Consider the following 12492-nt stretch of genomic DNA (forward strand, 5'->3'; position numbering starts at 1 on the left):
GCCCGACAGCGATAGCGCTTGCCGGGCAATATTCCGCGGCAGTTTATTCAAACAAATTCTGATGCAGCTTCTGCACAACCTGTTCGGCTTCGCTGCCGGGTACCAGGAAGCACAGATTGTGGCTGGATGCGCCATAGCAAATCATGCGGATGTTGAACGGTTCCATCACCCCGAACACCTCTTTCCCCACGCCGCAGGCTTTAGAGAGATCGTTACCAATCAGCGCGACCAGCGCGAGATTTTCTTCCACTTCGACGCGGCACAGTTCGGAAAGCTCCATCAGCAGCGACTGAGTCAGCAGCGTATCGCCGGTGGAGGTTGAACCGGTGGTATCCAGCGTTAACGCTACGCTGACTTCAGATGTAGTGATCAAATCCACCGAGATATTGTGACGTGCCAGAATGCCGAAAACTTCCGCCAGGAAACCGCGTGAGTGCAGCATATTCAGGCTATGCAGGGTCACCAGCGTTTGTTTACGACGCAGGGCCAGTGCGCGGAACAGCGGTGGATTCTGCGTTTTGTTGCACACCAGTGTGCCGCCGGCTTTCGGGTCTTTGCTTGAGCCCACAAACACCGGAATATCGCTGCGTACGGCGGGCAGTAGCGTGGCCGGGTGTAGCACTTTCGCGCCGAAGGTTGCCATTTCGGCCGCTTCTTCAAAGGCGATTTCATCAATGCGTTTAGCTGCAGGGACGACGCGCGGGTCGGTGGTGTAGATGCCCGGCACATCCGTCCAGATATCAACACGGATTGCATGCAGCGCTTCACCCAGCAGGGCCGCCGTGTAGTCGCTGCCGCCACGGCCAAGCGTCGTGGTGCGGCCTTTGGCTTCACTGCCGATAAAGCCTTGTGTGATGACCATGCCTTCCGCCAGACGCGGGGCCAGTTGCTGGGTTGCCAGCTCGGCCAGCGCAGCAACGTCCGGTTCGGCGCGGCCAAAGCGATCGCTGGTGCGCATCACTTTACGCACGTCAAACCACTGCGCCTGCACATCCCGCTGGCGCAGCACTTCAACGAAAAGCAAGGTGGACATCAGTTCACCGTGGCTGACCAGTTCATCGGTCAGCGCGGTTGAGGTGGCCAGAGAAGCCGCTTCCGCAAGCGTGGTGATATTTTCCAGCAGGCGTTCCACTTCTTCGCGGATTACGTTCGGGTTCGCCAGGCGTTCCAGAATGGAGAACTGGATTTTGCGGATGGCATCCAGTTTGGCGAAGCGTTCGGTGGCCTCCAGCCCTTCGGCCAGCGCAACCAGCAGATTGGTCACGCCTGCGGAGGCGGAAAGCACCACTAAACGGACGCGGGAATCGGAGAGCACCACGTCCGCGCTGCGGTTCATGGCATCAAAATCGGCTACGCTGGTGCCGCCAAATTTGGCGACGACAAAATCTGTCATTGTGTACTGCCTCGTGTCAGGGGTTCCTTTTTTCAGCCTTGGCACAAGGGAAGAGCGGTATACAGGGGGACGCAGAAACTACGATTTCCCCAGAAGTGCTCCACCTTGCGAAACGCCGGACTGCCAACGTTTCTGGTGACAACCCAGGGGATTCAGCCCCTGTAGCCGATAGCGAACGTGACCAGGCGTTCAGCCACCTCGGCGTTGCTCCCCCTCACGTATCTTTCGCGGACTGGCTCCTGAAATACGATTACCTGGGCAACGCGCCTCTTCTGGCCTGCGCCATGCGCAGGTAGTGCCTTTATAAATAAAGGCTTAAGCCACCCCTGTCAACGCTGGGGTTATGCGGATTTTTCATGCAAAAAGGGGTGTCAGAAAAAACACTTATGACAGCTATACTTTTTGCGACTCTATGCCTTGTTTGTTGCCTGTAACACTAAAACGATCACAAATTTTTGTAACTGGCGCTACAATCGAGGGCAGTAACGATTCTCAAATCAGAAGGGTATTGCTAATGAAAAATATCAACCCAACGCAGACCGCTGCGTGGCAGGCACTACAGAAACACTTCGATGAAATGAAAGATGTCACTATTGCCGAGCTGTTTGCCGAAGATAGCGACCGTTTCAGCAAGTTTTCCGCTACGTTTGACGATCTGATGCTGGTGGATTTCTCTAAAAACCGCATCACGGAAGAAACCCTGAGTAAGCTGCAGGATCTGGCGAAAGAGACCGATCTGAGCGGCGCGATTAAATCGATGTTCTCCGGTGAGAAAATCAACCGTACCGAAGACCGTGCCGTGCTGCACGTGGCGCTGCGTAACCGCAGCAACACCCCGATTATCGTTGACGGCAAAGACGTGATGCCGGAAGTTAACGCTGTGCTGGATAAGATGAAAGGTTTCTCTGAAGCCATCATTTCCGGTAGCTGGAAAGGCTATACTGGCAAAGCGATCACCGACGTGGTCAACATCGGTATCGGCGGTTCTGACCTCGGCCCGTTCATGGTGACCGAAGCGCTGCGTCCGTACAAAAATCATCTGAATATGCACTTTGTGTCTAACGTCGATGGTACTCACATCGCGGAAGTGCTGAAAACCGTTAACCCGGAAACCACCCTGTTCCTGGTCGCATCCAAAACCTTCACCACGCAAGAAACCATGACCAACGCCCACAGCGCGCGCGACTGGTTCCTGGCGACGGCGGGCGATCAAAAACACGTGGCGAAACACTTCGCGGCGCTTTCCACCAACGCGAAAGCGGTGGGCGAGTTTGGTATTGATACCGCCAACATGTTCGAGTTCTGGGACTGGGTGGGCGGCCGTTACTCTCTGTGGTCAGCCATCGGTCTGTCGATCATTCTCTCCGTCGGCTTCGACAACTTTGTGGAGTTGCTCTCCGGCGCGCACGCGATGGACAAGCATTTCTCCACCACGCCTGCTGAGAAAAACCTGCCGGTTCTGCTGGCGCTGATCGGCATCTGGTACAACAATTTCTTCGGCGCGGAAACTGAAGCGATTCTGCCGTACGACCAGTATATGCACCGTTTTGCGGCCTACTTCCAGCAGGGCAACATGGAGTCCAACGGTAAGTATGTTGACCGCAACGGTAACAAAGTGGCGCACCAGACCGGCCCAATCATTTGGGGCGAGCCGGGTACTAACGGCCAGCACGCGTTCTATCAGTTGATTCACCAGGGCACCAAAATGGTTCCTTGTGATTTCATCGCGCCGGCTATTACTCACAACCCGCTTTCCGATCACCACCCGAAACTGCTGTCTAACTTCTTCGCCCAGACCGAAGCGCTGGCGTTCGGTAAATCTCGCGAAGTGGTTGAACAGGAATATCGCGATCAGGGTAAAGATCCGGCCACGCTGGAACACGTGGTGCCGTTTAAAGTCTTTGAAGGCAACCGCCCAACCAACTCCATCCTGCTGCGCGAAATCACCCCGTTCAGCCTGGGCGCGTTGATTGCGCTGTATGAGCACAAAATCTTTACTCAGGGCGCTATCCTGAACATCTTCACGTTCGACCAGTGGGGCGTTGAGCTGGGTAAACAGCTGGCAAACCGTATTCTGCCGGAACTGAAAGATGGCAGCGAAATTAGCAGCCACGATAGCTCTACCAACGGCCTGATTAACCGTTATAAATCCTGGCGTGCATAAGTCGTCTTAATCTGAAAATGCCGGCGTAATAGCCGGCATTTTTTTATCGGATAAATCCCCTTGTCCGTGATCTCAGCTGAAAATTGCCGATGAGCATATTCCTAAAACATAAACAGAGCTGAATTAAATAAGAGTTCATTTTCAGATATTACGCAGGTTTAATATATGTGTTTTATTCGTAACTTGCTGATTTACCGATTTTTATAATCAATAAATAATACTTATCTGTTACCTTTTTCTCATTTTCTTAAAATCCCTTGCTCACTTCCCCTGACGCTAATTCCCGGTATTGAGTTGTGTATACTCGATGACGCCTGAATATTTCAGGTATACCCGCTTATTTTCAGGTTGTATGTGCGTGAGCCACGCATGTATTTCATGCTGACTTTCACTCTGCAATCCGGAATTCCCAGGGTATGTACCTCCATTTATTCAATGAAGGGAAATTGTTATGAAGAAAATCATTTATGGCATTCTTGCCATATCTGCGTTTGCGGCGGCATCCGCGTCAGCAGCGCCGGTGGAAACCGGTGATGCGGCGGGCTCTGCGGCGACGTCTGTCTCCGCGGGGAGTTCTACCGCGACCAGCGCCAGCACCGTGAGTTCTGCGGTAGGTGTCGCGCTGGCAGCGACAGGTGGCGGTGATGGCTCCAATACCGGAACCACGACCACCACAACCACCAGTACCCAGTAATACGGGTGCGTTTACCCATAACCACACTTCGGTGTGGTTATTTTGCCCCTTCGGAGAAACGTCGTGAAGCGACTTGCCATTATCACTCTTTGCCTGCTGCTTCAGGCGTGTTCATCCAGCACAAAAGGTCTGGGAAAATCGTTATGGGATAGCCTGTTCGGCACGCCCGGCGTGCATCTTACAGCGGACGATATCCAGAATATGCCCTACGCCAGCCAGTATATTCAGCTCAATAACGGCCCGCAGATTTTTGTGGCTCTGGCTTACTCGGAAAACGGTCAGCACAAGTGGGTGACGCAGGATCAGGCCACGCTGGTCACGCAGCACGGCCGTATCGTCAAGACGCAACTGGCAGGCGACAACCTGCTGGATGTTAACAATCTCGCCAGCGACCCGTTAGCCAAACCTAATCAGGTGGTGGATGGCGCAAGCTGGACGCGCACGATGGGCTGGACCGAGCACCGTCAGGTGCGTTACGCCACCGCGCACTCCACCTTCCACTGGGGCGATCGCGAAACGCTGACCTTAGCCGGAAGCGAGACGCCGGTCCGCGTGCTGGAAGAAACAGTGACCACCGACCAAACAACCTGGCGCAACCGCTTCTGGATTGATGACGAAGGCCAGATTCGACAATCAGAACAATACCTTGGGGCGGGCTTTTTCCCGGTGAAAACGACCCTGATCAAGGCCGCAAAACAATGAAAAAAATCACGCTCATCGCAGGACTTTTCTGCGCCATCTCGGGTGGCGCATTCGCAGCAGGCACCGTGGATGTTCATCGTGAAGGCGAGGCAAAAACGCTGACCTTGACCAACGCCGACCGTCTGGCGGATCTCGTTGCGCAGCCACGACTCGCCGGAAGCTGGTGGCGCGGTGCGGTGATCGCCGAACAGCAGGCGACCACGATAGCTCAGCAACAGCATCAGGTATTACTCGCCGCGTTAAGCCGCGCGGCGATGGAGGCGAGCGGAAGTGATGCCGCTGCCATTAATGCCTTACGCCAGCAGCTTCAGGCCATCAACGTCACGGGACGACAGTTTGTCTCGCTGGACCCGGATGAGGTTCGCATCGGTGAAGGGAAAAATCCGCCACTTCAGGGGAAATACAGCCTGTGGGTAGGCAATGAACCCTCGACGATAACGCTTTTCGGTTTGATCAATCGCCCTGGCAAAGTGGCGTTTACGCCCGGTCGCGATGTCGCAGGCTATCTCAAAGATGTTGAACGACTCAGCGGCGGCGAGCGGAGCTACGCGTGGGTGATTTATCCCGATGGCCGCACGCTGAAGGCCCCCATCGCCTACTGGAACCGACGTCATATTGAGCCGATGCCCGGCAGCATCGTGTTTGTTGGCTTTGCCGATTCACTGTGGACGAAGAAATACGATGAACTCAACGTCGCCATTCTTCGCTCCCTGTCGCAGCGGATACCTGATTAATGAAGAAAAAATACCTCTATAGCCTGCTGGCGCTGGGCGTCAGCGCCGCGTGCCATGCCGAAACGTATCCGGCGCCCATTGGCCCTTCGCAGTCTGATTTTGGCGGCGTCGGCCTGCTGCAAACACCTACCGCTCGAATGGCGAGGGAAGGGGAAATCAGCCTTAACTATCGCGATAACGATCAGTACCGCTACTACTCTGCCTCCGTGCAACTGTTCCCGTGGCTGGAAACGACGCTGCGTTATACCGACGTGCGAACCAAACAATACAGCAGCGTCGATGCGTTCTCGGGCGATCAAACCTATAAAGATAAAGCCTTCGACCTGAAACTGCGCCTGTGGGAAGAGAGTTACTGGATGCCGCAGGTTTCCGTCGGCGCGCGCGATATTGGCGGTACCGGGCTGTTTGACTCGGAATATATCGTTGCCAACAAAGCCTGGGGGCCGTTCGATTTCTCCCTCGGAATGGGCTGGGGCTATCTGGGCACCAGCGGCAACGCCACGAACCCGTTCTGCTCTTACAGCGATAAATATTGCCATCGCGACAACAGCTACCGCGAAGCGGGATCGATGGACAGCAGCCAGATGTTTCGCGGCCCGGCGGCGTTTTTTGGCGGGGTAGAATATCAAACGCCCTGGCAGCCATTGCGCCTGAAGCTGGAGTATGAAGGCAATAACTACCAGCAGGATTTTGCCGGAAAACTGGACCAGAAAAGCAAGTTTAACGTCGGCGCTATTTATCGCGTTGCGGATTGGGCCGACGTTAACCTGAGCTACGAGCGTGGGAATACCGTAATGTTCGGCTTCACCCTGCGCACGAATTTCAACGATCTGCGTCCGTCTTACAACGACAACGCGCGGCCAAAATATCGCCCGCAGCCGCAGGACGCGATTCTGCAACATTCGGTGGTAGCGAATCAGCTTACGCTGCTGAAATACAACGCCGGTTTTGCCGACCCGAATATCCAGACTAAAGGCGATACGCTCTATGTCACCGGCGAGCAGGTGAAATATCGCGACTCGCGCGAAGGCATTGATCGGGCAAATCGCATCATCATGAACGATCTGCCGGAAGGCATTCGCACCATCCGCATTACCGAAAATCGCCTCAATATGCCGCAGGTGACCACGGAAACTAACGTCGCCAGCCTGCAACGTCATCTGGAAGGCGAGCCGCTCGGCCACGAAACGCCGCTGGACCAAAAGCGCGTCACGCCGATCGTGCCGGAAACCACCGAGCAGGGCTGGTATATCGACAAATCGCGCTTCGATTTCCATATCGATCCGGTGCTGAGTCAGTCCGTCGGCGGGCCGGAAAGTTTCTATATGTACCAGTTAGGCGTGATGGGCACAGCGGACTGGTGGGTCACCGATCACCTGCTGACCAGCGGCAGTCTGTTTGCCAACATCGCCAACAACTATGACAAATTTAACTACACCAACCCGCCGAGCGACTCGAAACTGCCGCGCGTGCGTACTCACGTGCGTGAATACGTTGAGAATAACGTCTATGTGAATAACCTGCAGGCGAACTATTTCCAGTATCTGGGGAATAATTTCTACGGCCAGGTTTACGGCGGCTATCTGGAAACCATGTTCGGCGGGGCGGGCGTCGAGGCGCTATACCGCCCGGTAGACAGCAACTGGGCGGTGGGTATCGACGCCAACTACGTGAAACAGCGTGACTGGCGCAGCGCGCAGGACATGATGAAATTCACCGACTACAGTGTGAAGACCGGGCATCTCACCGCGTACTGGACGCCGCCGTTTGCCCAGGATGTGCTGGTCAAAGCCAGCGTAGGTCAATATCTGGCGGGCGATAAGGGCGGCACGCTCGATATCTCTAAACACTTCGACAGCGGCGTGGTGGTCGGTGGCTACGCTACCATCACCAACGTTTCCGGTGATGAATATGGGGAAGGGGAGTTCACTAAAGGCGTGTATGTCTCTGTGCCGCTGGATCTCTTCTCCTCCGGCGCCACCCGCAGCCGCGCCGCGGTGAACTGGGTACCGTTGACCCGTGATGGCGGCCAGAAGCTGGGGCGCAAGTTTGACTTGTATGGGATTACCAGTGATAAGAGTATGAATTTCCGGTAATTGTGCGGTCTGTGTGCCGGATGGCGGCGTAAACGCCTTATCCGGCCTACGGGGAATTTGAAGGTGCTATGCAACGTTTTGACGCGCTCTGTAGGCCGGATAAGGCGTAGCCGCCATCCGGCACTGCTGATGTAAAAAATGTAGATCTGGATCACATTTTTGCGTTATACAGGAGGCTCAGCCTGCACAGGAGAGGCCGCCATGACATCACTCCCCCGTCCACGCGTCGAGTTTATCTCGACGATCTTACAGACTGTCCTCAACCTTGGGCTACTCTGCCTTGGTATGATTCTGGTCATCTTTCTCGGCAAAGAGACGCTGCACTTAGCCGACGTGCTTTTTGCGCCTGAGCGCACCAGCAAATACGAGCTGGTGGAAGGCCTGGTGGTTTATTTCCTCTACTTCGAATTTATCGCACTGATCGTGAAGTACTTTCAGTCCGGTTTTCACTTCCCGCTGCGCTACTTCATCTATATCGGGATCACCGCGATTGTGCGCCTGATCATTGTCGATCACACCTCGCCGCTCGACGTGTTGATCTACTCCGGGGCGATCCTGTTGCTGGTGATCACCCTGTGGTTGTGTAACTCCAAACGCCTGAAACGGGAATAAAAAAATGGCGCTCCGAAGAGCGCCAAACAACAGTCACAAGTTAAATCGAGGATTGCAGTGGCTTTTCCCGTTTCCGGGAGGGTAGAACGAGGGTATTAACCTTTCACACCGCCTGCCGTCAGGCCATTAACCAGCCAGCGCTGCGCCAGCAGGAACACGACGGTAATCGGAATGGCAGAGAGCACAGCGGCTGCGGCAAAGTCGCCCCACAGGTAGTTTTGCGGGTTGAGATATTGCTGCATACCAACCGCCAGGGTGTAGCTGTCCACATCGCGCAGCAGCAGTGACGCTACCGGCACTTCAGTGATAGCGGCGATAAACGACAGAATAAACACCACCGCCAGAATCGGTACGGAGAGCGGCAGCAGTACCAGGCGGAAGGCCTGCCACGGTGTTGCGCCATCCAGTGCCGCCGCTTCTTCCAGCGAGTTATCGATAGTTTCGAAGTAGCCTTTAATCGTCCAGACGTGCAGTGCGATACCGCCTAAGTAAGCGAAGATCACGCCGCCGTGGGTGTTCAGGCCGATAAACGGAATGTACTGACCGAGGCGGTCAAACAACGCGTACAACGCCACCAGAGAGAGCACCGCCGGGAACATCTGGAAAATCAGCATCCCTTTCAGCAGGGTCGCTTTCCCCGGGAAACGCATACGGGCAAAGGCGTAAGCACAGGTTGTGGAGAGGGTGACGATGCCAATCGCAGTAATGCCCGCAATTTTCACCGAGTTCCACAACCACAGCAGAACCGGGAAGGGTGGCGGTGTGACGCGGCCATCAGCGTGTTCTACGCTGAAGCCCAACGCCAGCCGCCAGTGCTCCCAGGAGATTTTTTCCGGGATCAGACTCCCGGTGGCGAAGTTACCTTCGCGCAGAGAAATGGCGATAACCATCAGCAGCGGGAACATGATTGCCGCGATGAAGATCAGGAGTAACAGGTGCGTTGTAAACAAGCGCAGTTTCTGAGATTTCGGTTGTACCATAGCCATTGTCGTTATCTCCCTTAATCAAACTTCATACGCGTGGCTTTCAGGTTCACTATCGCCAGCGCACCCACCAACAGGAAGATAAGCGTGGCAATTGCCGCTGCGAGGCCGAAGTCCTGACCGCCGCCGCCTTCGAAGGCGATACGATAGGTGTAGCTCACCAGCAGGTCGGTATAACCGGCAGGCGTCGTGGTGCCGAGTCGGTCCGGGCCACCGTTGGTCAACAGCTGAATCAGAACGAAGTTGTTAAAGTTAAAGGCGAAGCTGGCAATCATCAGCGGCGTCAGCGGCTTAATCAGCAGCGGCAGCGTAATCTTGAAGAAGTTCTGGAACGGGCCTGCGCCGTCCATTGCCGAGGCTTCATACAGGTCGTCCGGAATCGCTTTCAATAAGCCCATGCACAGGATCATCATGTACGGGTAACCCAGCCAGGTGTTGACGATGATAATCATCGAACGCGCGGTGGTTGGGTCGCTGAACCAGGCGGGTTTGATACCGAACAGCGCGCTCAGCATCATGTTGATTTCACCAAAGCTCTGGTTGAACAGCCCTTTGAAAATCAGAATCGAGATAAACGACGGTACGGCGTAGGGCAGAATCAGCAACACGCGGTAAATCGCTTTGCCTTTCAGGGCTTCCCACTGCACCAGGCATGCCAGTACCATGCCGACGGCAACGGTCAGAATGACGGTCAGTACCGAGAAGACAATCGTCCAGATAAAGATGGCGAAAAATGGTTTCTGAATCCCTTCATCGGTGAAGACGCGGGTGAAGTTGTCCCAGCCGATGGTCACGGTATAGCCTGGGCTCAGCTTCTCGCCGGTAAGATTACCGGAGGCATCGACCGCCTGGTAGTAACCTGCATCGTTGTTCGGCAGATATTTCACGCCGGTTTGGTTGTTGGTCAGTTCGTCGTTAGCGCCCAGTGTGTAAAGCGCGCGAGTGCCGGAGAACTGACGTAAAGAACTCATCACGACTTTGCTTTCGTCAGGCAGAACGGCGGTTAACTGGTTCAGGGCCTGACGATTTTGAGTGATCACGCGAAGCGCCGCACGCTCGCCTTCCGGCAGGGCATCCGCTTCCTTAAGCGTAATTTTCTGTTCGCCGCCTAATTTAAAGGCGTCGGAAAGGTAATTCTTGCCACTTTCACCGTCGGTAAGCGCCAGCTGCCAGTCGTCACCCGCCGGGATCAGCGTGAAGTTGTAAGACTTACCCGCCTGATAAGAACGGTCCATCAGCACCTGCTGAGCACGTTCAAAGGTGAGCTGGTTAGTGCTGCTGTAGTTGGTGAAGGCGATGGCGATGGTGCAAATCAGTGGGAACAGGACAAACAGCCCCATCCCGGCCATGCCCGGATAAACATAGCGCCAGGCGTACGCTTTACGATTGGCGAAAATATACAGGCCAGCAGAGCTTAAAATCAGCGTCATGATGGCGAACAGGTACTCCCCTTGTGCGTACATTAAAACTACAAGGTAACCCACCAGCAGGCCCAGCAGACCGATCGCTGACCATTTCAGCGCGTCACTTTGCCACCAATGTTTCTTTTTAATGACATCCATGGGGATCTTCCTCTACAACGTTGAAACTTCCTGGCCGGAGATGTGCCGGATGGCGGCATAAATGCCTTATCCGGCCTACAACCCTCTGTAGGCCTGATAAGCGAAGCGCCATCAGGCACATCGACAGCATTACTTAGTGATACGACCCTGCGCGTCTTTCAGTGCGGCATCGACAGTCTGACGACCGCTTGCGGCGTTGATGACCGCAGTACGAACGGCATACCAGAATGCAGACATCTGCGGGATGTTCGGCATGATTTCGCCTTTCTGGGCGTTATCCATGGTGGCCGCGATGCGCGGATCTTTAGCCAACTGATCCTGGAAGGATTTCAGTGCAACGGCGCCCAGCGGTTTGTCCTTGTTGACTTCATCCAGACCCTGGTCGGTCAGCAGATAGTTTTCGAGGAACTCTTTCGCCAGCTCTTTGTTCGGGCTCGCGGCGTTGATACCGGCGCTCAGCACACCGACGAACGGTTTAGACGGCTTGCCTTTGAAGGTCGGCAGCAGCGTCACGCCGTAGTTCACTTTGCTCTTATCGATGTTAGACCATGCCCACGGGCCGTTGATGGTCATCGCGGTGTCGCCTTTGTTAAAGGCCGCTTCAGCGATGGAGTAATCGGTGTCCGCGTTCATGTGTTTGTTTTTAATCAGGTCAACCAGGAAGGTCAGGCCCGCTTTCGCGCCAGCGCTATCTACGCCCACGTCTTTCACGTCATATTTGCCGTTTTCAAACTTGAACGCATAGCCACCGTCAGCAGCAATCAGCGGCCAGGTGAAGTACGGTTCTTGCAGGTTGAACATCAGCGCGCTCTTACCTTTCGCCTTCAGCTCTTTATCCAGCGCAGGAATTTCTTCCCAGGTTTTCGGCGGGTTCGGGACCAGGTCTTTGTTGTAAATCAGGGAGAGCGCTTCAACCGCAATCGGGTAAGCGATCAGTTTGCCGTTGTAGCGAACGGCGTCCCAGGTGAACGGATAGAGTTTGTCCTGGAAGGCTTTGTCCGGGCTGATTTCAGCCAGCAGACCAGACTGGGCGTAGCCGCCGAAACGGTCATGCGCCCAGAAGATGATGTCCGGGCCATCACCGGTTGCCGCAACCTGCGGGAATTTCTCTTCCAGCTTGTCCGGGTGTTCAACGGTGACTTTAATGCCGGTGTCTTTCTCGAATTTTTTACCTACCTCGGCGAGGCCGTTATAGCCTTTATCGCCGTTGATCCAGATAACCAGTTTTCCTTCTTCGATTTTCGCGAGGGCTGAGGCGGAAAACATCATCGTGGTCAGAGCAGACAGCGCGAGGATGCGAGCGCCAGTTTTAATTTTCATATATCCCGTCCTTTTTGGTGATGTACTCGTGGATACACAGAGGTGGTTTTTACGTTGTTGAGTCTCCTTTTTTAGCAACCTCTTTCCATCCTCCCTTCCTCTACGCCCCGAGGGGTGTTTATGTGATCTCTGTTACATAAATCAGAGTTATGAGTCCTGGCGCACACAAAAAACGCCCCGTTTTTGCAGGCCAGGTCACGATTTTCCCTGTAGCCCCTAACCCCCGGTGGCA

The 12492-nt window shown here is 54.7% G+C and carries 10 protein-coding genes and 1 riboswitch; of the genes, 6 read left to right on the forward strand and 4 right to left on the reverse strand.

The genetic code is table 11. The features are described from left to right. Positions 1–43 precede the first annotated feature (43 nt). On the reverse strand, positions 44–1393 hold the full coding sequence (lysC, locus tag F0Q32_RS02075) for a lysine-sensitive aspartokinase 3 (RefSeq protein ID WP_149461765.1): 1350 nt from the start codon (positions 1391–1393) through the stop codon (positions 44–46). A gap of 85 nt (positions 1394–1478) precedes the next feature. After that, positions 1479–1673, reverse strand: a riboswitch (Lysine riboswitch). Positions 1674–1907: 234 nt separating this feature from the next. Between lysC and pgi the strand changes: the two genes are divergently transcribed. From pgi to psiE, 6 genes are all read left to right on the forward strand, one after another. Then, positions 1908–3557, forward strand: a complete 1650-nt coding sequence (gene pgi / locus F0Q32_RS02080) for a glucose-6-phosphate isomerase (protein WP_149461766.1) — start codon at positions 1908–1910, stop codon at positions 3555–3557. Positions 3558–4008: 451 nt separating this feature from the next. Further along, on the forward strand, positions 4009–4251 hold the full coding sequence (gene yjbE / locus F0Q32_RS02085; RefSeq protein WP_149461767.1) for an exopolysaccharide production protein YjbE: 243 nt from the start codon (positions 4009–4011) through the stop codon (positions 4249–4251). A 63-nt stretch (positions 4252–4314) separates the two neighbouring features. Next, positions 4315–4953 carry a YjbF family lipoprotein gene (locus F0Q32_RS02090; protein WP_223145793.1) on the forward strand — a complete coding sequence of 213 codons (639 nt, stop codon included), beginning with the start codon at positions 4315–4317 and terminating at the stop codon, positions 4951–4953. Then, the gene (locus tag F0Q32_RS02095) at positions 4950–5687 is read left to right on the forward strand and encodes a capsule biosynthesis GfcC D2 domain-containing protein (protein ID WP_149461769.1); all 738 of its coding nucleotides are present in this window, start codon (positions 4950–4952) and stop codon (positions 5685–5687) included. Before F0Q32_RS02090 ends, F0Q32_RS02095 begins: the two co-directional genes overlap by 4 nt. After that, positions 5687–7783, forward strand: a complete 2097-nt coding sequence (locus F0Q32_RS02100; RefSeq protein WP_149461770.1) for a YjbH domain-containing protein — start codon at positions 5687–5689, stop codon at positions 7781–7783. The genes F0Q32_RS02095 and F0Q32_RS02100 overlap by 1 nt, the downstream gene beginning before the upstream one ends. A 201-nt stretch (positions 7784–7984) precedes the next feature. Continuing rightward, positions 7985–8395 carry a phosphate-starvation-inducible protein PsiE gene (gene psiE, locus F0Q32_RS02105; RefSeq protein ID WP_015966341.1) on the forward strand — a complete coding sequence of 137 codons (411 nt, stop codon included), beginning with the start codon at positions 7985–7987 and terminating at the stop codon, positions 8393–8395. 95 nt (positions 8396–8490) lie between these two features. On the opposite strand, the gene malG is transcribed toward psiE, so the two are convergent. The 3 genes from malG to malE all read right to left on the reverse strand — a co-directional run bounded on the left by malG (position 8491) and on the right by malE (position 12260). Beyond that, positions 8491–9381: a maltose ABC transporter permease MalG gene (gene malG / locus F0Q32_RS02110; RefSeq protein ID WP_015966340.1), complete on the reverse strand. Its 891-nt coding sequence runs from the start codon at positions 9379–9381 to the stop codon at positions 8491–8493. Positions 9382–9395: 14 nt separating this feature from the next. Beyond that, entirely contained in the window at positions 9396–10940 is a 1545-nt protein-coding gene (malF, locus tag F0Q32_RS02115; protein WP_149461771.1) for a maltose ABC transporter permease MalF, read from the reverse strand. Between the two features lie 129 nt (positions 10941–11069). Beyond that, positions 11070–12260 carry a maltose/maltodextrin ABC transporter substrate-binding protein MalE gene (gene malE, locus F0Q32_RS02120; RefSeq protein WP_015966338.1) on the reverse strand — a complete coding sequence of 397 codons (1191 nt, stop codon included), beginning with the start codon at positions 12258–12260 and terminating at the stop codon, positions 11070–11072. Positions 12261–12492 lie beyond the last annotated feature (232 nt).

The organism is Pseudocitrobacter sp. 73 (assembly GCF_008369545.1).
Taxonomy (GTDB): Bacteria; Pseudomonadota; Gammaproteobacteria; order Enterobacterales; family Enterobacteriaceae; genus Pseudocitrobacter; species Pseudocitrobacter vendiensis.